This window comes from Rhodococcus daqingensis (genome assembly GCF_042665615.1).
GTDB lineage: Bacteria > Actinomycetota > Actinomycetes > Mycobacteriales > Mycobacteriaceae > Rhodococcus_G > Rhodococcus_G daqingensis.
The window spans coordinates 20,077-43,760 of the sequence record NZ_JBHTCS010000018.1 but is presented as its reverse complement, the minus strand read 5'-3'; the positions used below and the strand labels follow the sequence as shown (position 1 = coordinate 43,760).

23 protein-coding genes and 1 tRNA gene are annotated in these 23,684 nt (G+C 69.6%); 15 read left to right on the top strand and 9 right to left on the bottom strand.

Going from position 1 to position 23,684, the window contains the following annotated elements; all coding sequences use genetic code 11:
* Nucleotides 1-9: 9 nt before the first annotated feature.
* Complete coding sequence (locus ACFQS9_RS16700) at nt 10-1,413, top strand: metallophosphoesterase family protein (RefSeq protein ID WP_378406642.1); 1,404 nt, start codon at nt 10-12, stop codon at nt 1,411-1,413.
* Between the two features lie 3 nt (nt 1,414-1,416).
* Here the strand turns inward: ACFQS9_RS16700 and ACFQS9_RS16695 are convergent, their stop codons facing one another.
* The gene (locus ACFQS9_RS16695) at nt 1,417-1,854 is read right to left on the bottom strand and encodes a hypothetical protein (RefSeq protein ID WP_378406641.1); all 438 of its coding nucleotides are present in this window, start codon (nt 1,852-1,854) and stop codon (nt 1,417-1,419) included.
* 240 nt (nt 1,855-2,094) lie between these two features.
* Here ACFQS9_RS16695 and ACFQS9_RS16690 point away from each other — a divergent pair, with 240 nt between their 5' ends.
* Nucleotides 2,095-2,628 carry an arsenate reductase/protein-tyrosine-phosphatase family protein gene (locus tag ACFQS9_RS16690; protein ID WP_378406639.1) on the top strand — a complete coding sequence of 178 codons (534 nt, stop codon included), beginning with the start codon at nt 2,095-2,097 and terminating at the stop codon, nt 2,626-2,628.
* Nucleotides 2,629-2,653: 25 nt separating this feature from the next.
* On the opposite strand, the gene ACFQS9_RS16685 is transcribed toward ACFQS9_RS16690, so the two are convergent.
* Complete coding sequence (locus ACFQS9_RS16685; RefSeq protein WP_378406637.1) at nt 2,654-3,010, bottom strand: rhodanese-like domain-containing protein; 357 nt, start codon at nt 3,008-3,010, stop codon at nt 2,654-2,656.
* Between the two features lie 109 nt (nt 3,011-3,119).
* Here ACFQS9_RS16685 and ACFQS9_RS16680 point away from each other — a divergent pair, with 109 nt between their 5' ends.
* On the top strand, nt 3,120-3,611 hold the full coding sequence (locus ACFQS9_RS16680; protein ID WP_378406636.1) for a MarR family winged helix-turn-helix transcriptional regulator: 492 nt from the start codon (nt 3,120-3,122) through the stop codon (nt 3,609-3,611).
* A gap of 63 nt (nt 3,612-3,674) precedes the next feature.
* Here ACFQS9_RS16680 and ACFQS9_RS16675 read toward each other — a convergent pair whose 3' ends face one another.
* Genes ACFQS9_RS16675 through ACFQS9_RS16665 form a run of 3 tightly spaced genes read right to left on the bottom strand, consistent with a single transcriptional unit; the run spans nt 3,675 to nt 6,781 of the window.
* Nucleotides 3,675-4,811: a sulfotransferase family protein gene (locus ACFQS9_RS16675; RefSeq protein ID WP_378406634.1), complete on the bottom strand. Its 1,137-nt coding sequence runs from the start codon at nt 4,809-4,811 to the stop codon at nt 3,675-3,677.
* Nucleotides 4,812-4,824: 13 nt separating this feature from the next.
* Complete coding sequence (locus ACFQS9_RS16670; RefSeq protein ID WP_378406632.1) at nt 4,825-5,607, bottom strand: SDR family oxidoreductase; 783 nt, start codon at nt 5,605-5,607, stop codon at nt 4,825-4,827.
* A gap of 7 nt (nt 5,608-5,614) precedes the next feature.
* Nucleotides 5,615-6,781, bottom strand: a complete 1,167-nt coding sequence (locus tag ACFQS9_RS16665; protein WP_378406630.1) for a hypothetical protein — start codon at nt 6,779-6,781, stop codon at nt 5,615-5,617.
* A gap of 91 nt (nt 6,782-6,872) precedes the next feature.
* Here ACFQS9_RS16665 and ACFQS9_RS16660 point away from each other — a divergent pair, with 91 nt between their 5' ends.
* The 5 genes from ACFQS9_RS16660 to ACFQS9_RS16640 all read left to right on the top strand — a co-directional run bounded on the left by ACFQS9_RS16660 (nt 6,873) and on the right by ACFQS9_RS16640 (nt 12,895).
* Entirely contained in the window at nt 6,873-7,844 is a 972-nt protein-coding gene (locus tag ACFQS9_RS16660; RefSeq protein ID WP_378406629.1) for an IclR family transcriptional regulator, read from the top strand.
* Between the two features lie 96 nt (nt 7,845-7,940).
* The gene (gene cysD / locus ACFQS9_RS16655; RefSeq protein WP_378406627.1) at nt 7,941-8,867 is read left to right on the top strand and encodes a sulfate adenylyltransferase subunit CysD; all 927 of its coding nucleotides are present in this window, start codon (nt 7,941-7,943) and stop codon (nt 8,865-8,867) included.
* Nucleotides 8,867-10,729: a sulfate adenylyltransferase subunit CysN gene (gene cysN, locus ACFQS9_RS16650; RefSeq protein ID WP_378406625.1), complete on the top strand. Its 1,863-nt coding sequence runs from the start codon at nt 8,867-8,869 to the stop codon at nt 10,727-10,729. Before cysD ends, cysN begins: the two co-directional genes overlap by 1 nt.
* Nucleotides 10,726-11,853 carry a 3'(2'),5'-bisphosphate nucleotidase CysQ gene (locus ACFQS9_RS16645; protein WP_378406623.1) on the top strand — a complete coding sequence of 376 codons (1,128 nt, stop codon included), beginning with the start codon at nt 10,726-10,728 and terminating at the stop codon, nt 11,851-11,853. The genes cysN and ACFQS9_RS16645 overlap by 4 nt, the downstream gene beginning before the upstream one ends.
* Before the next feature lie 7 nt (nt 11,854-11,860).
* Nucleotides 11,861-12,895, top strand: coding sequence for a TIGR03617 family F420-dependent LLM class oxidoreductase (locus ACFQS9_RS16640; RefSeq protein WP_378406621.1), 1,035 nt, complete (start codon nt 11,861-11,863; stop codon nt 12,893-12,895).
* On the opposite strand, the gene ACFQS9_RS16635 is transcribed toward ACFQS9_RS16640, so the two are convergent.
* Nucleotides 12,816-13,730 carry a helix-turn-helix domain-containing protein gene (locus tag ACFQS9_RS16635; RefSeq protein ID WP_378406619.1) on the bottom strand — a complete coding sequence of 305 codons (915 nt, stop codon included), beginning with the start codon at nt 13,728-13,730 and terminating at the stop codon, nt 12,816-12,818. The genes ACFQS9_RS16640 and ACFQS9_RS16635 overlap by 80 nt on opposite strands.
* A gap of 101 nt (nt 13,731-13,831) precedes the next feature.
* Here ACFQS9_RS16635 and ACFQS9_RS16630 point away from each other — a divergent pair, with 101 nt between their 5' ends.
* Nucleotides 13,832-14,527 (top strand): SDR family NAD(P)-dependent oxidoreductase, encoded by a 696-nt coding sequence (locus ACFQS9_RS16630; protein WP_378406617.1) that lies wholly within the window; start codon nt 13,832-13,834, stop codon nt 14,525-14,527.
* A 157-nt stretch (nt 14,528-14,684) separates the two neighbouring features.
* A complete protein-coding gene (locus ACFQS9_RS16625) occupies nt 14,685-15,053 on the top strand; it encodes a nuclear transport factor 2 family protein (protein WP_378406615.1) in 369 nt (122 codons plus the stop codon).
* A gap of 131 nt (nt 15,054-15,184) precedes the next feature.
* Here the strand turns inward: ACFQS9_RS16625 and ACFQS9_RS16620 are convergent.
* Nucleotides 15,185-15,260: transfer RNA gene (locus ACFQS9_RS16620), tRNA-Arg, on the bottom strand.
* 164 nt (nt 15,261-15,424) lie between these two features.
* On the opposite strand from ACFQS9_RS16620, the gene ACFQS9_RS16615 reads away from it, so the two are divergent.
* Nucleotides 15,425-16,357 (top strand): alpha/beta fold hydrolase, encoded by a 933-nt coding sequence (locus ACFQS9_RS16615; RefSeq protein WP_378406613.1) that lies wholly within the window; start codon nt 15,425-15,427, stop codon nt 16,355-16,357.
* 19 nt (nt 16,358-16,376) lie between these two features.
* Here the strand turns inward: ACFQS9_RS16615 and ACFQS9_RS16610 are convergent, their stop codons facing one another.
* Nucleotides 16,377-17,180, bottom strand: coding sequence for a DUF305 domain-containing protein (locus ACFQS9_RS16610; RefSeq protein WP_378406611.1), 804 nt, complete (start codon nt 17,178-17,180; stop codon nt 16,377-16,379).
* 1 nt (nt 17,181) lies between these two features.
* Nucleotides 17,182-18,084: a DUF3105 domain-containing protein gene (locus ACFQS9_RS16605; RefSeq protein ID WP_378406609.1), complete on the bottom strand. Its 903-nt coding sequence runs from the start codon at nt 18,082-18,084 to the stop codon at nt 17,182-17,184.
* Nucleotides 18,085-18,207: 123 nt separating this feature from the next.
* On the opposite strand from ACFQS9_RS16605, the gene argS reads away from it, so the two are divergent.
* Genes argS through thrC form a run of 4 tightly spaced genes read left to right on the top strand, consistent with a single transcriptional unit; the run spans nt 18,208 to nt 23,671 of the window.
* Nucleotides 18,208-19,860 carry an arginine--tRNA ligase gene (gene argS, locus ACFQS9_RS16600; RefSeq protein ID WP_378406607.1) on the top strand — a complete coding sequence of 551 codons (1,653 nt, stop codon included), beginning with the start codon at nt 18,208-18,210 and terminating at the stop codon, nt 19,858-19,860.
* Complete coding sequence (gene lysA, locus ACFQS9_RS16595; protein WP_378406605.1) at nt 19,857-21,284, top strand: diaminopimelate decarboxylase; 1,428 nt, start codon at nt 19,857-19,859, stop codon at nt 21,282-21,284. The genes argS and lysA overlap by 4 nt, the downstream gene beginning before the upstream one ends.
* Nucleotides 21,277-22,590, top strand: a complete 1,314-nt coding sequence (locus ACFQS9_RS16590; RefSeq protein ID WP_378406603.1) for a homoserine dehydrogenase — start codon at nt 21,277-21,279, stop codon at nt 22,588-22,590. The genes lysA and ACFQS9_RS16590 overlap by 8 nt, the downstream gene beginning before the upstream one ends.
* Nucleotides 22,583-23,671, top strand: a complete 1,089-nt coding sequence (thrC, locus tag ACFQS9_RS16585) for a threonine synthase (RefSeq protein WP_378406601.1) — start codon at nt 22,583-22,585, stop codon at nt 23,669-23,671. Before ACFQS9_RS16590 ends, thrC begins: the two co-directional genes overlap by 8 nt.
* Nucleotides 23,672-23,684 lie beyond the last annotated feature (13 nt).

The window sequence follows — 23,684 nt, the reverse complement described above, 5'->3', positions numbered from 1 at the left end:
CGGCGCCGGGTGCTCCAGATCTTGGGGGCGGCCGCGGTGCTACCCGTGCTCGGTGCCGGCCGTGGGGGCGTCGCCCGCGCGGGGGCGGAGCCGATGCTCGCGCTGGATCTCGAGGTCGTCACGATCACCGATACCTCCGCGATCGTGACGTGGGCGTCGGTGTCGGTGATCCGGGTCGACGACCATGGCAGGCCGCTCCCGGTCGCCGCCGACACCGAGCTGCGGATCGGTCCCGCCGATGGGCTCGCGGCCCCGCGCACGGCCGTGTTCGACGGGGCGCCGACCCCCTTTCACTACGCGGAGGTGCACGGCCTCGAGCCGGGGCGGACGTACCGCTTCGAGGCGTACTCGAACGGAATGCGCGCCGTCCCAACGGTTGTCGTGACGGGACGGCCGGGCACACCGGAATCGGCCGGCCGATTCACCACGCTGGTGGCGCCGCCCGGCAGGCATCTGCGCACGATCGCGCTCGCGAACGACCTGCACTACGGGGAGGAACTGAGCGGCATCGTCGCCGCCGGGCAGCCGCCCGGCTATCGGCAGGAACCGGGGCTGCCGCCCTATCCGGAGGTGATGCTCGCCGCGATGCTCGACGACCTGCGCCGGGACGACCGCGGCGCCGATCATCTGGTCATCGCCGGCGACCTGACCGACGAGGCGTCGGCGGCGGACTCGTCCGAGCTGCGCGAGCGGCTCGACGGCTGGGGCGAACTCGGCCGCGACTACTTCGTCAGTCGCGGCAATCACGACCGCCCGCACCGCGGGGCGGCGTACGCGGGCTGCTCGGTGGTGCCCGGAGCGCCCGACCACCACGACTGCTGGGGAGATGTGTTCGTGCCGCGACAGCGGATCCAGCGGCACGACCTCGGCGGGCTCCGGGTGCTCGCGCTCGACACCACAGCGCTCGATGCCTCGGGTGGGGTGATCGAGCCGGACCAGATGGCACAGGTTCGCGACACCCTGCACGCCGACCCGGACCGGCCCACGCTGGTCTTCGGGCACCATCCCGTCACCGTCGAGGCCGGGATGTCCAACCTCGCGGGTCCGGGATTCATCCTCGACCAGGCGAGTTCGTGTGAGCTGCAGGACCTCTACGTGCGGTCGCCCGGAGTCTTCCTGCACCACAGCGGCCACACCCACCGCAACCGCCGGACCCGGCCCGACACGGCCGCGGCCGTCGAGTTCCTGGAGGTCGGCGCGGTGAAGGAGTATCCGGGCGGCTACAGCCTGCTGCGAATCCACGAGGGCGGCTACATGGTGAACTTCTACAAGACGCGTACCGACCTGGCGAGGCAGTGGAGCCAGCGCAGCCGTGGCGAGTACTTCGGGTTGATGCCCGAATACACCCTCGGCACGACGTCGGACCGCAACCACGTGGTGCTACGCGACCTCACCGGCCTGGCCGCGACGTGACGCCTACGCTCGACCGGGCGCGGCCGTCGCACGACGCCTCGGGCGGGGCGACTGCGTGCGGCCGACGCCGGCCCAGGCCCTGAGCAGTGATTCGCTCAGTTGACGCTTGAGCGTCTCCAGGTGGGGGACCCCGCCGCGCGGGTCGAGTGACTCGCGGAGCAGTTGGAGAAACCGTGCGGGTGTGACGCCGAACGTCTCGAGCAGCTCGGCCGGGCTCGCGCCACCGAACGGCGCCCACGTGATCGCGAAATTGATCACCCACCCGGCGTGCGGACTGACGGCGCCCGCTTGTTCGAGGACGTCGCACAGTCGACGCCACGCTCGAGTTCGCTCGGCGGCGTCCCCGTCGACGGCCATCATTCGGTGCTCGCTGTCAGGAGCGCCGTCGGCCCGGCCGCGGGACTTCAGGGTGTGCGGGGGTGTGTGTTGGTCCTGGTGCATCGGAACCTCGGTGGGTGGCGGTTGGTGACATGGGTCACACTGTTCTCGTTCTCGTCCTCACCTGGGACGGTGGAACTACGGGGATACCTACCTGTTTCCGAGTCGCACCCCGCCCGGGAGTTGCCGGGAAGTAGCGGGTCGATGAACTCGTCGGGTGGGTTCGGTGAACGTCCGGCGATCTCGCCACGGATTGTGAGTTCTCAACTCGCAGAGGTCAATCGGCGTGGATAAAGTCCGGCCATGCGCGTCTTGTTCGTCTGCAACGGCAACGTGTGCCGGTCGGCCATCGCCGAGCGGCTCGCGATCGCGATCGCCGCGGAGCTGGGACTGGCGGGCGTGATCGCGGAGAGTGCCGGGACCAGGGCTCTGGTCGGATTCCCGATGGAACCGGTCGCCGCGGAGGTGCTGCGCGGGCTCGGCGGCGATCCGTCGGGCTTCGTCGCCCGTCGGCTGCGGCCCGAGATGATCGAGCGCGCCGACCTCGTGTTGGCGATGTCGGAGTCCGTGCGGGACGAGGCCGTGCGCCTGCTGCCCACGGCCGTCGATCGCAGCTTCACGCTGCCGGAGGCCCGCCGCATCGTGTGGCTGACCGGCGCGCGGACCGTGCACGAGATGGCCGCAGGCCGAGACGATGTCCGGCCGGGTGGCGAGTCGATCAGCGACCCGGTGGGACTGCGAGGAGAAGCGTTCGAGCGGGTGGGGGAGCAGATCGCGGAGGCGCTGCTGCAGGTGATCCCCGCCCTGCACGCCACCGGGTGGTCTGAGGTCGCGTGACGGGCGGGGATCGATTGGCGCCCGGTCAGCCGGTGACGTGCTCCTGGAGCGCGGTGCTCGAGCCGTCGATCGGCAGGCCGGCGGACTCCCAGTCCGCGATGCCCTCCCGGTACGTGCGCACGTTGGTGTACCCGAGTGTGCGGAGCCGGGTGGCCACGATCTCGCTGTTGCGGCACGAGATGCTCGCGCAGTAGGTGACGATCGCCGCGTCTCGGTCCGGAAGGACTTGCGGCGCCATCGATTCCACGTCGGCCTCGACGAGGTTCAGTGCGCCGGCGATGTGCGCCTTGTCGTAGTAGTCGGCGGGGAGCGTGTCGAGGAGCACCACGGAGTCGTCGCGGAGCGCGGCGGCCAGTTCCTCGCGTGTGATCAACTCGGTCATCGTGTCACCTTCCATCTGGGTGCACCCACTCATGTGCGTGCGTACGCACATTAAATATTAATGTGCGTACACACGCAACTGGTGGGGTGGGCCCGGCTAGACTGCCTCGGTGGCAGCGACACGGAATTCCCGGAGACGTCACCTGGAGACGAGCGCGTGGGGCGCGCTCCTGCAGGTCCATGCGCGGCTGGTTCCCAAGCTCGACGGCGACCTGAAGCGCACGACCGGGCTGCCGCTGGCCTGGTATGACGTGCTGCTCGAACTGGCGGGAGCCAGCGACACCCGGCTGCGGATGAGTGATCTCGGGGAGCGGGTGGTGCTCAGCCGCACCCGCGTCAGCCGCCTGGTGGCCGAGATGGAGACCCACGGGCTCGTACAGCGGGACGCCAACCCCGACGATCGCCGGTCGGCGTTCGTGACGATCACCGACGCTGGCAGGCGCCGATACCGTGAGGCCGCGCCGATCTACCTGCGTGGCATCGCGGAGCGCTTCGCGGACAGGCTGGCCGACGAGGAACTCGCCACGATCACGGCGGCCTTGCAGAGGGTGGTCGAGCCGGCCGATGACAGCGGCGACCGAGCCGGGTCCCGGCCGGCCTGACCGTCGCGAGGGCCGAGCCGGCGGCCGCGGCGTCTCCGGTGGACGCCGCGACCGTCACTCCGGTCAGGCGCCGAAGCGCTCCTCGACCTCGGCTGCGGTGAGCCCGAACTCCTCGAGGGTGTACTTGTGTGCGGGCCGCCGATCACCGGACCGGCTCTCCTCGTGCATCGCCTCCATCGCCTGCTGTGCCTGCGCGGTCAGCGGGATGTCGAAGCGGGTGTAGATGCCCTCGACCGTGCCCAGCGGGTCGGCGACGAAGTCCTGGTAGTCGACGTCGATGAACTGCGCCGGATCGTACTTCGCCCGGGCGGCGTTGAACTGCTCGAGGCCGCGCGCCCACAGCTCGAGCTGACTGCGCCCGATCACCTCGCCGCGGAACTTGTTCGACCAGCCGTCGGTGGCCTGCTCGGCGAGGCTGCACACCGACGGGATGATCGTGGTCGGCGGGCGGTGGGTCTGGATGATCAGCGCGTCCGGGTACACCGCCATCAGCTCGTCGAGCGCGAACAGGTGGCTCGGGTTCTTCAGCACCCACCGGCGGTCCCGATCCGGCAGGCCGATCAGCTGCAGGTTCTTCTTGTGCCGCGCATAGGCATTGGTCCAGTCCTGCCCCTCGAGCCACTTCGAGTAGGTCGGCAGGTTGGCCAGGCACTCGTAGGACACCGACTTGAAGGTCTGGCGCAGCAGCTGCCAGCACTCCTCGACCTCGCCCGCCGACATGTAGTGCACGCCCATGAACTCGGGGTGCTCGATGTGGTGCTTGCTGAACTGGGCCTCGATGCCCTGGAAGACCGGGTTCGAGTCCCAGCTCTCCCGCGGCGGCCGCGGCTGCGGCATCTCCGTCAGCCACATCTCCAGGCCCTGGTGCGCGGGGTCGACGGTGAGCAGCCGGTGCAGCGCGGTGGTGCCGGTGCGGGGCAGCCCGGTGACGAAGATCGGCCGCTCGATCGGCACGTCGGCATGCTCGGGATGCTGCTTCCACGCGGCCTCGCTGAGCAGTCGCGCGACCAGGGCGCCGCGCAGGAAGACCCGGGAGATCTTGCTGCCGAACGGCGTCAGGTCCTCGTCGCCTGCGTAGGAGTCGAGCAGTACCCCGAGCGCCTCGGTGTAGTCGTCGACGCCGAAGTCGGTCATGCCGGTCATCTTCGTCGCCGACGCGTGCAGGTCCTCGACGGTCCCGACGGTGGTGCGTTCAGTCATCTGTTTCGACTTTCTAGTGGTGGAATTCGCCGCAGTTGACGTCGAGGCACTGGCCGGTGATGGCGCTGGCCATCGAGGAGGCCAGGAAGATGACCGCGTCGGCGATCTCCTCGGTCTCCGGCAGCCGCTTGAGGTCGGTGGCCGCCGCGGTGTGCTCGTAGATCTGCTCGACGGTGATCCCGAACTTCTGGGCCTGGTGCTCGAAGTACTGCTTGAGGGTGTCGCCCCAGATGTAGCCGGGCGCGACCGAGTTGATCCGGATTCCCTTGGGGCCCAGCTCGGTGGCGAGCGATTGCGACATCGCGAGGAGGGCGGCCTTGGCCATCTTGTAGCTGCCGTAGCGCTCCTGCGAGTGGCGCAGCACCATCGAGTTGATGTTCACCACCGCGCCCTTGCTCTCCTCGAGGGCGGGGGTGAACAGCTGCGTCAGCCGCAGCGCGCCGAGCACGGTCAGCTCGATGCTGTCCCGGATGTGCTGGTAGTCGGTGCGGGCGAGCGGCTTCATCGACGGAATCGAGAACGCGTTGTTCACCAGGACGTCGACCCGGCCGTAGGCGTCGACGCTGGCGGCGACCAGGTTCTCGGCGGAGGCCTGGTCGGTGATGTCGGTGGACACCGTCACCGCGCGCCTGCCGAGGTCGGTGACCTCCTTGGCCACCTCGTCGAGCCGCGACTGGGTGCGGGCGGCCAGCACCAGGTCGGCCCCGGCGGCGGCGGACTGCAGCGCGAGGGTGCGGCCGAGCGCCGGCCCGACACCGGAGATCACAACGACTTTGTCCTGCAAGAGATTTGTCATGGTCGTACTACCCCAGCATCCGGTTGGCGACGGCGGCCTGGCGCGCCGCGATGCGGGCGGTCCAGTCCTCCGGCGTGATCTTGTTCTGTTCGTGGAAGGGAAGTCTGGCGGCGACCTCGTCCAGGCTCACCACCTCCACGGTCGGTCCGTCGGCGGGGGTGAACTCCCGCGACGTGCGCTGCCAGCGGAACTGCAGGTAGCCGCGGGGGTGCCCGACCGTCTCGATCCAGTTGGTGACGCCGGGATTGCGCTCGCTGACCACCATCCGGATCATCCCGTCGGGATCCACCTGGGCCTGGGTGTTGTTCAGCGAGGTCTGGTGGCCGGTGTAGTCGAGCGAGATGTACCAGAGGCTGCCGAGCTGGAATCCCTGGTAGGGCGCATCGGATTTGGGCACCGTGATGATCATCGCCTGGTCGTCGGCGAGCTCGTAGTGGCCGACGGACGAGTACTGGGTGGCCAGTCCGCCCGGGGTGAGCCGCGGCGCGGTCATCGTGTTCACCGGCAGCTTGGTGTAGAACCACTCGGGGAACTGCAGCCAGGTCTTGACGCGGCTGACGAGCGCCTTGCCCGCGCGAGCGAAACGCTTCTCCGTCTCCTCCCGGGTCAGCGGGTCGAACGGGACGCCCCGCCGGTCCGCACGTTCGATCCGGATGGTGCCGCGCCGCTGCTCCCAGTCGCTGTACACCTCGCGGACGACCAGCTGCGAGGAGCCCGGCGCGAGGGTGAAGTGGTTGGTGCGGCCGTCGGCGGGTCCGGGCCCGAAGGTCGCCACGAAGGTGCCGTCGTCCTCGATGTGGAGTTCCCGGTCGTCGAAGGCGATCTCGCTGCCGGGGACGTTCGCGTTGGTGTAGTTGCCGCTGAGCACCTGGAAGCTGAGATCGGCGGTGGTGCCGCGGGTGCCGGTCACGATGTACTCGGCGTCGTCGTTGATCCGGGCACCGAAGTAGAGGGTGTCGGGGTTGTCCAGGCCCATCTTCATGTACGGCCCGGTGCCCTGGATGAAGCCGGGATGGGTCTTCTCGGTCGCCCAGGCGGCGTGCACGGTCGCCAGGATTCCGCCCGCGAGGTACTGGTACCCCTCGAGCAGGTCCTGTTCGGACCGGATGTGTGGGGCGGCCTCGACCAGCTTCTCGGCCTCGGCGATGGCCTCGGCCAGGGGTTCTGTCAGCACTCCCGCTCCTCGCGTTCAAATGGTACAAATATGTACCTAGGTGGTAGACCGGTAATGGTCCGACAATAGAACGTGTTCTAAGGAGTGGTCAATGGCTGAAGAGCAGGACACAGTCGCCGGGCGTCGCTCGCCCCCGACCGAGCGGGTGGTGCAGGTGCTCGACTACCTGGTGGCCCGCCAGGATCAGCGATTCGGCCTGTCCGAGCTCGCCCGCGCGCTCTCGATCAGCAAGCCGACGTGCCTGGGGATCCTGTCGGCGCTGGTCGCCGGCGGGTACCTCACCCGCGACCCGGTGGCCAAGACGTACGGGCTCGGCCCCGCGCTGATCGCGGCGGGTCGCGCGGCGCAGCGCGGGTTCGCGGTCGGCCCGATCGCGCGCACCCAGCTCGACCGGCTTGCGGCCGAATTCGGGTCCGTCTGTTCGGCATCCGCCGTGGTGGGCGATCGGATCATGATCCTCGAGGTGGCCACGCCGTCCGGGGTCAAGAGCGGTCGGACCGCGGTCAAGGTGGGCCAGGCCTACCCGTTCGCGCCCCCGGTGGGGCTCATGTACGTGCTGTGGAGCGTCGACCGCGAGCTCGAGGCGTGGCTGCGGCGGGAGCCGACGCTGCCGGTGGTGCTCGATCGCGACCTGTTGGGTCAGGTCGTCGAGGACTGCCGCGAGGCGGGGTACCTCGTGGAGCGATTGACCCCGATGGGTCGCAGGCTCTTCTCTCTCATGCAGGGCGTCGCCGGGCAGGACCTGCCGTCGGAGATCCGCGAGCTGCTCGGCGAGATGGTCTCGAGCCTGGGCGAGCGCGTGTACCTGGGGCGTGAGCTGGCCGCCGACACCGAGTATCCGGTGAGCCTGATCGCCGCGCCCACCTACGACGCCGACGGGCATCAGGCGCTGGTCCTGACGCTCGATGTGGGCTCGTCGATCAGCGGTGCGGAGATCGCGCGCCGCGGGAAGGCGCTCGTGGCGGCGGCCGATGCGGTGACGGCCGAGGTCGGCGGGCGGTGGCCGGAACGGGACGGCGGTCCGGGTCGGGTCTCGGCCGGCGGGGGGATTGACCCGACCTAGAACGCGTTCTATTGTCGGCTCAGACTTCAAATTCGAACCGCCCCGGTACAAAAATGTACCGATGGCTCGGACCCCGATCCAGTCGAGGAGCCGCACATGACAACCCGCCATGCCCCACCCGCCTACGAGCTGTCCCACCTGGGCGCGCTCGAGGCGGAAGCGGTGCACATCTTCCGTGAGGTGGCCGCCACCTTCGAGCGCCCCGTCCTGCTGTTCTCCGGCGGCAAGGACTCGGTGGTGATGCTGCACGTCGCCGCCAAGGCCTTCTGGCCGGCGCCGCTGCCGTTCGCGGTGATGCACGTCGACACCGGCCACAACTTCGACGAGGTGATCGAGTTCCGGGACCGCGTGGTCGAGGAGCTCGGTCTGCGCCTCGTGGTCTCGAGCGTCCAGGACGACATCGACGCCGGCCGCGTCACCGAGGACACGGGTCCGCGGGCCAGCCGCAATCGTCTGCAGACGCATGCGCTGTTGCGCGGCATCCGCGACAACGAGTTCGACGCGGTGTTCGGTGGGGCGCGCCGTGACGAGGAGAAGGCCCGCGCGAAGGAGCGGGTGTTCAGCTTCCGCGACGAGTTCGGGCAGTGGGACCCGCGCGCGCAACGACCCGAGCTGTGGAACCTCTACAACGGCAAACACCGCAAGGGAGAGCACATCCGGGTGTTCCCGCTGTCGAACTGGACCGAGCTCGACATCTGGCAGTACATCCTCGAGGAGGAGATCGAGCTGCCCGCCATCTACTACGCCCACCGCCGCCAGGTGGTCCCGCGCGACGGCATGCTGCTGGCGCACACCAGATTCCTCACGCTGCTGCCCGGCGAGGAACCGTACGAGGAGCTGGTCCGGTTCCGGACCGTCGGAGACGCGACCTGCACCGGCTGCGTCGAGTCCTCCGCGGCCACCGCGGCGGCGGTCGTCACCGAGGTGGCGGCCAGCAGGATCACCGAGCGGGGGGCCACCCGCGCCGACGACCGGATCTCCGAGGCCGGGATGGAAGACCGCAAGAAGGAGGGGTACTTCTGATGCCGCAGTCCCACCACGCTCTTCAGCTGCTCCGCGTCGCCACCGCCGGCAGCGTCGACGACGGGAAGTCGACGCTGATCGGGCGGCTGCTCTACGACTCCAAGTCGATCTTCGAGGATCAGCTCGAGGCGGTCGAGCGCAGCAGCCGCGACCGCGGCGACGAGTACTCCAACCTCGCGTTGCTCACCGACGGCCTGCGCGCCGAGCGGGAACAGGGCATCACCATCGATGTCGCGCACCGGTACTTCGCCACCCCGCACCGCAAGTTCATCATCGCCGACACCCCCGGTCACGAGCAGTACACCCGCAACATGGTGACCGGGGCGTCCACCGCGGACCTCGCGCTGATCCTGGTCGACGCGCGCAAGGGCGTGCTGGAGCAGACCCGCAGGCATGCCTTCCTGTCCACGCTGCTCGGGATCCCGCACCTGGTGCTGTGTGTGAACAAGATGGACCTGGTGGACTGGTCGCAGGAACGCTTCGAGGAGATCAAGGAGGAGTTCCGGCAGTTCGCGATCAAGCTCGACGTGCACGACCTGACGTTCATCCCGGTCTCCGCGCTCAAGGGCGACAACATCGTCACCCGCACCGAGAACATGCCCTGGTACGAGGGCTCGTCGCTGCTGCACCACCTCGAGGACGTGCACATCGCCTCGGACCGCAACCTCATCGACGCGCGGTTCCCGGTCCAGTACGTGATCCGGCCGCAGCGCCAGACCGACGCCGAGCTGCACGACTTCCGCGGCTACGCGGGGACCGTCGCCAGCGGCGTGTTCAAGCCGGGCGACGAGGTCGTCGTGCTGCCGTCGGGCTTCACCTCCACGGTCGAGGCCATCTTCGGTCCGGGCGGCTCGGTGATCGAGGAGGCGTTCGCGCCGTCGGCGGTGACCATCTCGCTCGCCGACAACCTCGATGTCAGCCGCGGCGACGTGCTCTGCAGGCCGAACAACCGCCCGCAGGTCGGCCAGGAGATCGACGCGATGGTCTGTTGGCTCACCGAACAGTCCTCGCTCTCCGAGAACGCGCGGTACACCCTGCTGCACACCACCAAGTCCACCAAGGCGCAGGTGGTCCGGCTCGACTACCGGCTCGACATCAACACCCTGCACCGGGACGAATCCGCGCAGTCGTTGTCGCTCAACGAGATCGGCCGGATCCAGCTCAAGACGCAGCAGCCGCTGCTGTTCGATCCGTACCGTCGCAGCCGGGTGACCGGCAGCTTCATCCTGGTCGACGAGTCCACCGGCAACACCGTCGCGGCCGGCATGATCACCGGGCCGACGCTGAAGGAATCGAAGGTCGTCTGGCACGCCGCGTCGGTTTCCCGGGCCGAGCGCGCCACCAAGGGCGCGACCGTATGGCTGACCGGGTTGTCCGCGTCCGGGAAGTCCACGGTCGCGGTCGAACTCGAGCGCAGGCTGGTGGCCTCCGGGGTGCCCGCCTACCGGCTCGACGGGGACAATCTGCGGCACGGGCTCAACGCCGACCTCGGGTTCGGTGCCGCGGACCGGGCCGAGAACGTACGACGCGTCGGCGAGGTCGCGCAGCTGCTGGCCGACGCGGGAATGGTCGCGGTCGCCTCGCTGATCAGTCCGTACCGGGAAGACCGGGATCGGGTGCGGGCCCAGCACATCGCGGCCGGGCTTCCCTTCGTCGAGGTGTTCATCGACACCCCCGTCGAGCTGTGCGAGGCGCGCGACCCGAAGGGCATGTACGCCAAGGCGCGGGCCGGGGAGATCACCGGCTTCACCGGTGTCGACGATCCGTACGAGGCGCCGACGAACGCCGAACTGGTGCTGCGCCCAGAGGACGGCGATCCCGTCGCCCAGGCCGCCGCGATCATGGAGTATCTGAGCCTATGACGACCGACGCAGCACTCGCGAGCGAACTGGCCTCCCGCGCAGGCGAACTCCTCCTGGAACTCAGGAACCGCGAGCTGGGGGAGACCCCGCTCGAGAAGGCGCAGGCGCGCGAGCTCGGCCGCCGGGGCGACAAGGAGGCGAACACGCTGCTGCTGGGGCTGCTCGGGGAACGGCATCCCGCCGACGCCGTGCTGTCCGAGGAGTCCGCGGACGACCGTGCGCGCCTCGACAATCCGCGGGTGTGGATCATCGACCCGCTGGACGGCTCGCGCGAGTACGGGCTGCCGGGGCGTCCGGACTGGGCGGTGCACATCGCGCTGTGGGAACGCGGCGCGGGGATCACGGCGGCCGCCGTCGCCCAGCCCGCGCTTGGCGAGGTGTATGTGAGCGGATCTGCCCGGCCGCTCGCTCCGGCCGGGCGGGAACGACCGCGAATCCTGGTCAGCGACAGTCGCCCTCCCGAGTTCATCGGGGCGCTGGCCGAGCGGATCGGCGCCGAGGTCGCGCCGATGGGCTCGGCCGGTGCCAAGGCGATGGCGGTGCTGCGCGGCGAGGCCGACGCCTACGTGCACGCCGGTGGTCAGTGGGAGTGGGATTCGGCGGCGCCGGTCGGGGTGGCACAGGCGGCGGGCCTGCACTGCTCGCGGATCGACGGGTCGCCGCTGATCTACAACGAGGCCCACCCGTACCTCCCGGACCTCGTCATCTGCAGGCCCGAACTGGCCCGGCCGCTGCTCGACGGGATCGCCGAGCTGACCGGCGCGCCCGCCGACAGCCCGCGGGTGGCGATGGCACGCGAGTACCTCAGCAGCCTGGTCAGCCACGACGCGAGCAAGGTACGGCTGTCGGCGAACTGCTTCCGGGTCGAGAACGGCCAGCGCACGGGCGATTCCGGGCCGGAGATCATCGCCGAGCTGGAGCACGGCGACCAGTACAAGCCGATCACCGGGATCCGTGACCTCGAGTTCCGGGAGTGGGGTCCGAACGTGGTGGCCCGGTTCCTGCTCGACATGGGTGCGGGGGAGAACGTCATCACCGTCGCCATCACCGAGCACTTCGCGGTGCCGGGCGGCGAGATCGAGTCGATCCTGGCGATCATCGAGCCGCACGTCGCACCGCAGTGACGACGCGATGAAGGTCTTCACCGGGGCGGACCCACGGATGGGCCTCGGCGACGTCGCGGCGTATGCCCGGCGCGTCGAGGCCGCGGGCTACGACGGCATGCACGTCTCGGAGACGGTTCACGACCCGTTCCTGCTCGCGCTGATCGCGTTGCAGAGCACCTCCCGGATCGTGGTGCGGACGTCGGTGGCGCTCGCGTTCGTCCGCAGCCCCCTGCTCACCGCGTACACCGCCTGGGACCTGGCACGGACGTCCGGCGGACGGTTCCACCTCGGACTCGGCAGTCAGATCAGGCAGAACATCGAGCAGCGGTACGCGATGCCGTGGGGCCCGCCCGCCGCGCGGATGGCCGAGTACGTGCGGGTGGTGCGGGCCGCGTTCGAGACGTTCCGGACCGGCGAGCTGACCCCGTTCGAGGGCGAGCACTACCGGTTCACGCGGATGCAGCCGTACTTCAACCCCCACCAGGCGGCGGACGGTGAGACGCCGAGCCCGCCGATCTACCTGGGCGGGGTGGGCAGGCGCATGTGCACGGTGGCGGGCGAGGTCGCGGACGGGTTGATCGCGCACCCCACCGGTTCGAGCCCGCAGTCGCTCGCGCAGGACATCCGGCCCGCAGTGGCCGAGGGTGCGGCATCCGCAGGCCGAGACCCGGCGGACTGTGACATCGTCGCCGGGTTTCAGGTGATCGCGGGCGCGACGGAGGCCGACCTCGATGCCGAGCGCGAGCGCCAGCGGCGTCAGTTCGCCTTCCTGTACTCGACCCCGGAATACCGCCGCGAGCTCGAACGCTGCGGCCTCGGCGAACTGCGGGAACCGCTGGCGCGGATGGTCCGGGCCAACGACTGGGGCCGGCTGCCGGACCTGGTGACGGACGAGGTGCTGAGCGCACTGTCGCCGTCGGCGCGGTACGAGGCGCTGCCCGAGCTGATCCACGACCGGATCGGCGGGCTGGCCGACGCCGTCACCTTGGCGCTGCCCGCGGATCCGGCACACGACGTCGAGATCGCCCGGGTGATGCGGCGGCTGCGCGATCTGGACTGAGCGGCGCCTCACCGATGACGCGCAGCAGGTCGAGCGCCGCAGCATCGGCGCTGCCGGCCTCCGCGGAGTAGGCGACGATCCGCAGGTCGGCGCCCTGCACGGTGAGGACGTCACAGTCGAGGGTGATCGTGCCGACCTCGGGGTGCTCGATCGTCTTGCGGTCGGCGGTGTGCGTGGTGACTTCGGCGCGCTCCCAGAGCTCGGCGAACCTGGGCGATTCCGCTCGGAGTCCGTGCACGAGGTCGGCGAGCTCGCGGTCGCGCGGGTAGCGGGTGCTCGCCTGACGGAGGTCGGCGACGACCGCGGACTCGAGCGTCCGCCGCTCCTCCGGACTGTGGCGCACCCGGGCCGGGGGGCCGAGGAAGATCAGCCATGGCAGGTTGCGCGCACGCGCATCCCCTGCGAGCGGCGCGCCCATCAGCGCGTCCCAGAGCGGACTCGAGGTCACGAGCGTCCAGCGCGCGTCGAAGACGGCGACCGGCAGGTCACGCATCCGCTCGACGAGGCGCTGCACGCCCGGTGTCACGTGCGAGTCGACGGTGCCGGCGGACGGGGCGAGGAGGCCGGCGAGCAGGAACAGGTGGTCGCGTTCCGTGGCGGTCAGCCGGAGCATGCGGGCCAGCGCCGAGAGCACCTGGGGCGACGGATGCCGCGAGCGTCCCTGTTCGAGCCGCGTGAGGTAATCGACCGACACGCCCGCCGCGAGCGCGACCTCTTCCCGTCGAAGGCCGGGAGACCGCCGCTTGGGGCCGACCGGGATGCCGGCCTCGCCGGGATCCACCCGGTCGCGCCATGCGCGCAGCATCCGGCCGAGCTCCCGTTCGTCAGCACTCATGCTTCGAGTATTGTCCGTCCCACGCCCGCGAGGGTGGTACCGGCGGTCCCAGGACGACGGGACGGCTGGGTAGCGTGCCCGCGCAGGCCGACAGTGGGATCATGACGATCACACTCATCACCGGAGCCAACAAGGGCCTCGGATTCGAAACCGCCCGCGCCCTCATCGAGACCGGCCACTCCGTCTACCTCGGGGCCCGCGACGCCGGTCGCGGGGAGGCGGCAGCCGCCGCGCTCGGTGCGCGGCACGTCACCCTCGACGTCACCGACGACGCGTCCGTCGCCGCGGCGGCCGCGCTCATCGAGCAGCGCGAGGGCGTGCTCGACGTGCTCGTGAACAACGCGGGCATCGGAGGGACGTTCAACCATCCGCGAGGCACCCGCGCGGACCAGGTGCGGGAGGTGTACGAGACCAACGTCTTCGGCATCGTCCGGATGATGCACGCCTTCATCCCCCTGCTCGATCGATCGGGGGCGCCCGTCGTGGTCAACGTGGGTAGCGGCATGGGCTCACTCGCGGTCACGACCGATCCCGAGCGGCTCGAGGCCGGGATCGTCGGCATCGGGTATCCCTCGTCCAAGACCGCGGTGAACATGATCACCACGCAGTACGCGAAGGCGCTGCCGCGGTTCCGGGTCAATGTGGTCGATCCCGGTTACACCGCGACCGACCTCAACGGCCACAGCGGCACCCAGTCGGTGGCCGAGGGCGCCGCGATCATCGTTCGCATGGCGGCCATCGGAGCGGACGGCCCGACCGGGTCGTTCTTCGCGGCATCGGGGCCCGTCGGCTGGTGATCCGGGTTCGGGGCTGGGACGCCGTGCTCCGCGTCAACATCGGCGGATATGTCAACGGCATCCGCGCGTTCGTGCCGAGATGCTCGATGCCGGGAGCTTCTGGAGGCGCCGCATGAGAAGGTGTCGGCACACGCACACCACAACCGAAGGGGAACCCATGAATCCGGAGTCCGTCGTCACCGAATTCTGCGCGCTCTGGGCGCAGGCCGATCCCGATGCGATCATCGAGTATTTCGCGGAAGACGCCGTCTACCACAACATCCCGATGGAACCGGTCGTCGGGAAGGCCGCGATCAAGGACTTCATCACGGGATTCGTCGGATCGTTCGGAGGCATCGAGTTCAACGTGCACCACCAGGTGGCCAACGGTTCGATCGTGATGAACGAGCGGACCGACGTGTTCGCCATCAACGGCAAGCAGATCGACCTGCCGGTGGTCGGCGTCTTCGAGATCGCCCCGGACGGCAAGATCGTGGCCTGGCGGGACTACTTCGACATGACGCCGCTGACCGCGCTCGGCAGCTAGCCGCGACCGCATTGCGCGCACATTCTGTGCGCGCAATGGCGGTTTCCGCGCCATTGCGCCACACAGTGTGATGAGAATCCGCAGATCGCGGCTGAGAACTGCACCGATCCATCAATGGCGCGAGTTGATGGTGGTGCCCCCGGCAGGATTCGAACCTGCGGCCTTTCGCTCCGGAGGCGAACGCTCTATCCCCTGAGCTACGGGGGCGCACCGGATGAATCCGGTGTGCCATTGGGCGGGCTTAGCGTAGCGCATGGAGCGCAGGAATCCATAAACGGCCCCGAATCGTGGCGCGGAGCCCTGGTGAGGACCCAGCGCGCGGACCCAATGCCGCACTGGTTCAGTCGGATTGACCGAGTAGCGTGCAGGCGATGAGGCTCCGGATCGCCGCCACCGTCGTCGTCGGATTGCTGGCGCTCGTGCTGGTCAACGCATTCCTGGTATCGCGCGAGACCCGGAGCGCGGAGTCGTTTGCGGGTGGCCGGGTGATCGAGCTCGAGGGCCCGGATCTGAACGTGCGCGAGTACGGACCGACCGGCGGTGACAGGGCGATCGTCCTTCTGCACGGCTACTCCGCCTCGATCGAGTGGTGGGAGCAGGTCGCGCCTGCGCTCGCCGAGACGAGCCAACGTGTGGTCGCGATCGACCTGGTCGGTCACGGCGGCTCCGACGCGCCGCGCGAGGATGACGAGTACGGCGCGGCCGGCCAGGCTCAGGCCGTCACGCGAGCCCTGGATGCGCTCGGTGTGCGGCGTGCCGTGCTGGTCGGGCATTCGATGGGCGGCCACGTTGCGACGGCGATCGCCGAGCGTGAGCCGCACGTTGTCGAGCGCGTCGCGGTGGTCGACACGTACGGGGACAAAGACCTTTTCGACCAGCCGACGTTGGCACAGGTCGGCTGCTGGCCGATCGTCGGTGCCGTTCTCGACCGGTTTCGCGGCGTCGATGCCATGACCGAGAGCTCGCTGCAGACCGGATTCGACGCCGATTTCACGGTGCCGGACCTCGCGCACCGGTCGCTCGAGCAACTCACCCACCGGGGTGTGTGCAAATCCAGTGCCGGCGACGATCTCAACGACGATCGCGCGGTGGCCGACCGGCTCGCCGACCTCGGCAAACCGGTCCTCGTCGTCTGGGGGTCGACCGATGTGCTGACGCCGACCGACGTCAACGTCGCGCGCTACGACAGCGCCGGGCTGTCACCCGTGGTGATCGAGGGCTCCGGGCACAGCCCCATGATCGAAATGCCCGACGAGTTTCTCGCGGCATTGACGCCGTTCGTGGCACCCGGAAGCGCCGCGTGAGCGACGCCCCCGGGCCGCCCTAGTTCATCGGCAGGGGAGCCGCGCCCTTTTCGCTCAGCATGGTGATGATCCGGTCCGCCTCGCTCTGCTGGGTGTCGACCATCGTCTGCGCCAGCATCTGAACGGCCGGGACCTCCGCATGCTGGGCGCCGTACTCCATCATCGGCAGACCGCCCTGGTGATGACGAAGCATCAGCTGCAGGTAGAGAACGTCGGCGGCCGGTCCGCGAGCCTGGCGCAGCGCCGCCAGGTCCTCGGAGCTGGCCATGCCGGGCATCGCCCCCGTCGACTCGGGCTGCGCGGCTGCGGAGGTCATCGCGCCCATGTCGTGACCGGCGTCCCCCTCGCCGGTCGCGCCCTGTCCGCCGGACCCGTGCCCCTCGGCGCCGTGCCCGTGGCCGTCCGAGCCCATCCAGGTCATGTAGTCGCCGGTCCGCAGCAGCGGCTGGTCCCACAGCGACAGCCAGCCGGTCATCTGGCCGATCTGGTTCTGCTGGGTGGTGAGGATGTCGTAGGCGAGGTCGCGGACCATCGGGTCGGTGGCGTTGGCGATCGCGATCGCCGACATCTCTACCGCCTGGTTGTGGTGCACCGTCATGTCCTGCGCGAACCCTACGTCCACCGACCCGGCGCCCGGAGTGGCGGCGGCGTCGTCGCGCAGCGGCAGGCTCGCCAGGAACCCGATCGCGAACCCGATCGCGACGGCGGCGATCAGGCCGAGCACCGCGAGGGCGGTCCGTTGACTCCGCTTGCCGCCGTCCTGCGCCTGCTCGGTTGCCTCCTGCTCGACTGCGGCCGGTTCGGCTCCGGTCTGATCAGCCATGTCAGCCCGCCGGAGCCGGTGCCGGTGCCGCAGGCGGAACCTGGAGGTCCGTCGGCAACTGCACTCCGCCGGGCAGTCCGCCGGTGCCCAGCTCGCCCTGGTCGGGTGCCAGGCCCTCGCCGGTCATCGGCACCGCGTCGGGTCCGGGAGCCGAGCCGTCGAACGCCGGCGGGTTGTCCGGGTCGAACGCCCCCGGGATCGTCGAGCAGCTCGCGCCGACCTCGGGGTAGACCCCGAAGTTGTTCAGTCGCAGCGCGGCGATGAACTGGTTGATCCGCGGGTCGTTCGCGTCGTCCAGCTTGAGCTGGTGGCCCCAGCTCTGCAGCGCGATCGGGGAGTCGAGGCCCGGGTACGGCGACATCAGCATGTAGGACTTGCCGTCCACGCGGTCCGCGAGCGCATCGCGCTGGTCGCCGGAGATCTTGTCCGGGTTGTAGGCGACCCACACAGCGCCGTGCTCGAGCGAGTGCACGGCGTTCTCGGTGCGGATCGCGTTCGGGTACACGATGCCGGTGCAGGTGGCCCAGGTCGCGTCGTGCGGGCCGCCGAACGGCGGGGACTGGTCGTAGGCGACCCGCTGCGTCGCGCTCACGTGCAGCGCGGGCGGGTACTCGGTCCGCACGACGCCGTCGATCCCGGTCGAGGGGTCCTTGTTCTCGGCGCTCGGTGCGAACTTGTCGGCCTCGGCCTTGTCCTGGTACTTCGGGAACAGATTCACCGCGAGCACAGTGATCAGGGCCAGTACGGCCACCACCGCGCCGATGGTCAGCCAGGGAATGTGGCGTTGCTTGGGCAGCCCGGCCTTGGTCTTGGCGCCGCCGGCACTCTTGTTGGCGGCTTTGATGGCCTTGGCTGACTTGGCGCCGGAGTTCTTGGCGCCGCGATTTTCCGAACCGCTTGGCATCGGTGAGTGCTCTTTCGGTGGTGGGACAGTCAGGTGCGGCGAGGGTGGGCCCCGCCGGGGCCCCACTCTACGTTCAGTGCCTGAGCGCAGGCTTTGAACGGCCAGACCATAGGATAGATACCTGTGACTCCTGCCGACCTTGCCGAATTGCTCCGAGGGACCGCCGCGAAGGTCCTCGCCGAGCGTGGGCTCGATGCGAGCGTCCTCCCGGCGACGCTCGCCGTCGAACGCCCCCGCAACCCCGAGCACGGGGACTACGCCAGCAACGTGGCCATGCAGGTCGGCAAGAAGGCGGGCGCAAACCCGCGCGAACTGGCGACCTGGCTGGCCGACGAGCTGACCGCCACCGACGGCATCGAGACCGTCGAGGTGGCCGGTCCCGGCTTCCTCAACATCCGGCTCGCCGCGGCCGCACAGGGTGTCATCGTCGCGAATGTCATCGCCGCGGGTGAGGCCTTCGGTTCGTCCCAGGCGCTGGCCGGCAAGCGGATCAACCTCGAGTTCGTCTCGGCGAACCCGACGGGTCCGATCCACCTCGGCGGGACCAGGTGGGCCGCGGTCGGCGACGCACTCGGACGCATCCTGACCGCTCAGGGTGCCGCCGTCACCCGCGAGTACTACTTCAACGACCACGGCGCCCAGATCGACCGGTTCGCGCGGTCGCTGATCGCCGCGGCCAAGGGCGACCCGGCTCCCGAGGACGGCTACGCGGGGGCCTACATCTCCGACATCGCCGCGGAGGTCGTCCGGCAGCGGCCGGACGCGTTGGCGCTGCCTGCCGACGAGCGCCAGGAGACGTTCCGGGCCATCGGTGTGGCGCTGATGTTCGACCACATCAAGAAGACCCTGCACGAGTTCGGCACCGACTTCGACGTGTACTTCCACGAGAACTCGCTGTTCGAGTCCGGTGCCGTCGAGTCGGCCGTCGCCACCCTCAAGGGCTCCGGGAACCTCTACGAGGAGGACGGCGCCTGGTGGCTCAAGAGCACCGACTTCGGGGACGACAAGGACCGGGTGGTCATCAAGAGCGACGGCAACGCCGCTTATATCGCCGGTGACATCGCCTACTTCCAGGACAAGCGCTCGCGGGGCTTCGACCTGTGCATCTACATGCTCGGCGCCGACCATCACGGTTACATCGGCCGACTCAAGGCCGCGGCCGCCGCGTTCGGCGACGACCCGGACACCGTCGAGGTGTTGATCGGTCAGATGGTGAACCTGGTCCGCGACGGCGTCGCGGTGAAGATGAGCAAGCGGGCCGGAACCGTCATCACCCTCGACGACCTCGTCGAGGCGATCGGCGTCGACGCCGCCCGATACGCGATGATCCGGTCCTCCGTCGATTCGAGCCTGGACATCGACCTCGAGCTGTGGGCCAGCACCACCAGCGAGAACCCCGTCTACTACGTGCAGTACGCGCACGCCCGGCTCGCCTCCCTCGGCCGGAACGCGGCCGAGCTGGGCATCTCCACCGAGAACCCGAAGCTGGAGCTGCTCACGCACGACCGGGAGGGCGACCTCATCCGGACCATCGGCGAGTACCCGCGGGTCGTGGCCGCGGCGGCCGAGCTGCGTGAACCGCACCGGATCGCCAGGTACATGGAGGAGCTGGCAGGCACCTATCACCGGTTCTACACCGACTGCCGGGTGCTGCCGCAGGGCGACGAGCCCGCGGGCGATCTGCACACGGCCCGGCTGGCCCTGTGCGCGGCGACGCGCCAGGTGCTCGCCAACGGACTCGCCGTGCTCGGCGTCAGCGCACCGGAGCGAATGTGAGCGCGCATCCGGCGGGACCCAAGCACGCCGAGATCCCGCACGCGCCCGGACTGCCGCCCAGGCCGGAGTCCGCGGCCGAGCTGACCGCCCTGCCCGCCGATGTCTGGCCCCGCAACGCCGCTCGCGGTGAGGACGGCGTGGTCCGGCTGGCCGGGGTGCCTGTCACGGAGCTGGCCGAGCGGTACGGCACGCCGCTGTTCGTCGTCGACGAGGACGACTTCCGGTCCCGGTGCCGCGACATGGCCCGTGCCTTCGGCCCCACCGGCAAGGTGCACTACGCCTCGAAGGCGTTCCTGTGCGGTGAGATCGCGCGCTGGGTCGCCGAGGAGGGTCTCTCGCTCGACATCTGCTCCGGCGGCGAGCTGGCCATCGCACTGCACGCGGGCTTCCCGGCCGAGCGAATTGCCATGCACGGCAACAACAAGTCGGTCGCCGAGCTCGAGGCCGGGGTGGCCGCGGGTGTCGGGCACATCGTGCTCGACTCGACCCAGGAGATCGACCGCCTGGACCGTGTCGCGGGCGCGCACGGCGTGGTGCAGGACGTGCTGATCCGCGTCACGGTCGGCGTCGAGGCGCACACCCACGAGTTCATCGCCACCGCGCACGAGGACCAGAAGTTCGGGTTCTCGCTCTCGGACGGAGCGGCGCTGGACGCCGTCCGCCGGGTGTTCGCCACCGAGAACCTGCGGCTGGTCGGGCTGCACAGCCACATCGGCTCGCAGATCTTCGAGGTCGACGGATTCGAGCTCGCCGCGCACCGCGTGATCGGGCTGCTCCGCACCATCGTCGCCGAGTTCGGGGTGGACAAGTCCTCGCAGATCTCGATCGTCGATCTCGGCGGCGGGATGGGGATCTCGTACCTGGAGAGCGACGACCCGCCGCCGGTGGACGACCTGGCGGCCAAGCTCGGACACATCGTCGCGACCGAGTCGGCGCTCGCGGGACTGCCCGTGCCGACCCTCGCGGTCGAGCCGGGCCGGGCGATCGCGGGACCGGGCACGGTGACCCTGTACGAGGTCGGCACGGTCAAGGATGTTCGCTTGGGTGCCAACGCAACCCGGCGATACATCAGCGTGGACGGCGGGATGAGCGATAACATCCGCACGTCGCTGTATCAGGCCGAGTACGACTCGCGTCTGGTCTCGCGCGACAGCGTGGCCGACCCGGTGGTCGCCCGCGTGGTGGGAAAGCACTGCGAGAGTGGCGACATCGTCATCCGGGACGCCTGGATGCCGGAGGATGTCAACGCGGGAGACCTGCTCGCGGTTGCCGCCACTGGCGCATACTGCTATTCGATGTCCAGCCGCTACAACCTGCTCACCCGGCCCGCAGTGGTCGCGGTGCGAGACGGTCGGTCCCGACTGATCTTGCGCAGGGAAACAGTGGAAGATCTGCTCAGCTTGGAGGTACAGCAACATGACTGAACCGAGTGGCAACGCCGCGATCGGTGTGGCGGTCCTCGGCCTCGGCAACGTGGGCAGTGAGGTCGTGCGCATCCTGCGCGAGCACGCCCGCGAGCTCGAGGCGCGGGTCGGTGCGCCCGTGGTGCTGCGAGGTATCGCGGTGCGCCGGATCGAGGGTGACCGCGGGGTTCCGGCAGAGCTGCTGACCACCGACGCGGATTCTCTGGTCGCACGGGCCGACGTGGACATCGTCGTCGAGGTGATCGGCGGCATCGAGGTGCCCCGCAAGCTGATCCTCGCCGCGCTCAACTCGGGCAAGTCGGTGGTCACCGCGAACAAGGCGTTGCTGGCCGACTACACCGGCGAGCTCGCCGAGGCGGCCGAGAACAAGCGGGTCGACCTGTACTTCGAGGCCGCGGTCGCGGGTGCGATCCCGGTGATCCGCCCGCTCACCCAGTCGCTCGCGGGCGACCGGGTCAACAAGGTCGCCGGAATCGTCAACGGCACCACCAACTTCATCCTCTCGGCGATGGACGAGACCGGGGCCGACTACGCCGACACGCTCGCCGAGGCCGGCCGGCTCGGCTACGCCGAGGCCGATCCGACCGCGGACGTGGAGGGCTACGACGCCGCGGCGAAGGCCGCGATCCTCGCGTCCATCGCGTTCCACACCCGCGTCACCGCCGCCGACGTGTACCGCGAGGGCATCTCGAAGATCACCTCGGCGGATCTCGAGGCGGCCAAGTCGCTCAATTGCACGATCAAGCTGCTCTCGATCTGTGAGCGGATCAACGGAACGGACGGATCCGAGCGGATCTCCGCGCGGGTCTACCCGGCGCTGGTGCCGCTCGATCACCCGCTCGCGTCGGTGAACGGCGCGTTCAACGCGGTCGTGGTCGAGGCCGAGGCCGCGGGCCGGCTCATGTTCTACGGGCAGGGCGCGGGCGGCGCGCCGACCGCCTCCGCCGTGATGGGCGACCTGGTGATGGCGGCCCGGAACCGGGTGCACGGCGGTCGCGGACCCCGTGAGTCGAAGTACGCCGATCTCAAGATCGCGCCCATCGGCGAGATCCCCACCCGCTACTACGTCAACATGCAGGTCGCGGACCGTGCCGGTGTATTGTCCGCGGTCGCGGCCGAGTTCGCCAAGCACGACGTCAGCATCTCGACGGTCCGGCAGGAGGGCATCGGCACCGGTGCCGGCCTGATCGTGGTCACCCACCGGGCGACCGACTCGGCACTGTCCGAAACCGTTGCCGCGCTCGGCAAACTCGAGTTCGTGACCGCGGTCACCAGCGTTCTCCGATTGGAAGGTTCCAGTGAATAGCCCCCGCCTGCACACCCCCGTTCACACGCCCTGGCCGGGGCTGATCGAGGCGTACCGCGATCGACTCGCCATCGGTCCGAACTGGAAGACGATCACGCTGCGCGAGGGCGGCACCCCGCTGATCCCCGCGGCCCACCTTTCCGAGATCACCGGCTGCGAGGTCCACCTCAAGGTCGAGGGCCTCAACCCGACCGGGTCGTTCAAGGACCGCGGCATGACGATGGCCGTCACCGACGCCCTGGCCCGGGGCCAGAAGGCCGTGCTGTGCGCCTCGACGGGCAACACCTCGGCCTCGGCCGCGGCCTACGCCGCCGTCGCGGGCATGACCTGCGCGGTGCTGGTGCCGCAGGGCAAGATCGCGATGGGCAAGCTGGCCCAGGCGGTCATGCACGGCGCGAAGATCATCCAGGTCGAGGGCAACTTCGACGACTGCCTCGAGCTGGCACGCAAGACCACCGCCGAGTTCCCGACGATCGGTCTGGTCAACTCGGTGAACCCGGTCCGCATCGAGGGCCAGAAGACCGCGGCGTTCGAGATCTGCGATGCGCTGGGCAAGGCCCCCGACGTGCACGCGCTCCCGGTGGGCAACGCGGGCAACATCACCGCGTACTGGCGCGGGTACTCGGAGTACTTCGCGGACGGGATCACCACTGTGCGTCCCCGCATGCTCGGTGTGCAGGCCGCTGGCGCGGCGCCGCTGGTGCACGGTGCCCCGGTCAAGGATCCCGAGACCATCGCCACCGCCATCCGCATCGGCTCGCCCGCGTCCTGGGACGGTGCCGTCGCGGCCAAGGAGGAGTCGAACGGTGCGTTCCGTGCCGCCACCGACGAGGAGATCCTCGAGGCGTACCGGCTCATCGCCAGGACCGAGGGTGTGTTCGTCGAACCGGCATCCGCCGCGTCCGTGGCGGGCCTGCTGGCCGCGCGCAAGGAGGGTTGGCTCGACTCCGGGCTCACCGTGGTGTGCACGGTGACCGGCAACGGCCTCAAGGATCCCGACACCGCGCTCGCGGGAATGCCTGCTGTGCAGCCGATTCCGGTCGACCCGGTGGCGGTTGCCGCTGCGCTCGAGCTCGTCTAGTGGCTGACCCGCG

Excerpts from the sequence above, each read along its gene's own strand:
- ACFQS9_RS16695 (WP_378406641.1), bottom strand. The coding sequence starts at position 1,854 with ATGCACCAGGACCAACACACACCCCCGCACACCCTGAAGTCCCGCGGC.
- ACFQS9_RS16690 (WP_378406639.1), top strand. The coding sequence starts at position 2,095 with ATGCGCGTCTTGTTCGTCTGCAACGGCAACGTGTGCCGGTCGGCCATC.
- ACFQS9_RS16685 (WP_378406637.1), bottom strand. The coding sequence starts at position 3,010 with ATGACCGAGTTGATCACACGCGAGGAACTGGCCGCCGCGCTCCGCGAC.
- ACFQS9_RS16675 (WP_378406634.1), bottom strand. The coding sequence starts at position 4,811 with ATGACTGAACGCACCACCGTCGGGACCGTCGAGGACCTGCACGCGTCG.
- ACFQS9_RS16670 (WP_378406632.1), bottom strand. The coding sequence starts at position 5,607 with ATGACAAATCTCTTGCAGGACAAAGTCGTTGTGATCTCCGGTGTCGGG.
- ACFQS9_RS16660 (WP_378406629.1), top strand. The coding sequence starts at position 6,873 with ATGGCTGAAGAGCAGGACACAGTCGCCGGGCGTCGCTCGCCCCCGACC.
- cysD (WP_378406627.1), top strand. The coding sequence starts at position 7,941 with ATGACAACCCGCCATGCCCCACCCGCCTACGAGCTGTCCCACCTGGGC.
- cysN (WP_378406625.1), top strand. The coding sequence starts at position 8,867 with ATGCCGCAGTCCCACCACGCTCTTCAGCTGCTCCGCGTCGCCACCGCC.
- ACFQS9_RS16645 (WP_378406623.1), top strand. The coding sequence starts at position 10,726 with ATGACGACCGACGCAGCACTCGCGAGCGAACTGGCCTCCCGCGCAGGC.
- ACFQS9_RS16640 (WP_378406621.1), top strand. The coding sequence starts at position 11,861 with ATGAAGGTCTTCACCGGGGCGGACCCACGGATGGGCCTCGGCGACGTC.
- ACFQS9_RS16635 (WP_378406619.1), bottom strand. The coding sequence starts at position 13,730 with ATGAGTGCTGACGAACGGGAGCTCGGCCGGATGCTGCGCGCATGGCGC.
- ACFQS9_RS16630 (WP_378406617.1), top strand. The coding sequence starts at position 13,832 with ATGACGATCACACTCATCACCGGAGCCAACAAGGGCCTCGGATTCGAA.
- ACFQS9_RS16625 (WP_378406615.1), top strand. The coding sequence starts at position 14,685 with ATGAATCCGGAGTCCGTCGTCACCGAATTCTGCGCGCTCTGGGCGCAG.
- ACFQS9_RS16615 (WP_378406613.1), top strand. The coding sequence starts at position 15,425 with ATGAGGCTCCGGATCGCCGCCACCGTCGTCGTCGGATTGCTGGCGCTC.
- ACFQS9_RS16610 (WP_378406611.1), bottom strand. The coding sequence starts at position 17,180 with ATGGCTGATCAGACCGGAGCCGAACCGGCCGCAGTCGAGCAGGAGGCA.
- ACFQS9_RS16605 (WP_378406609.1), bottom strand. The coding sequence starts at position 18,084 with ATGCCAAGCGGTTCGGAAAATCGCGGCGCCAAGAACTCCGGCGCCAAG.
- ACFQS9_RS16590 (WP_378406603.1), top strand. The coding sequence starts at position 21,277 with ATGACTGAACCGAGTGGCAACGCCGCGATCGGTGTGGCGGTCCTCGGC.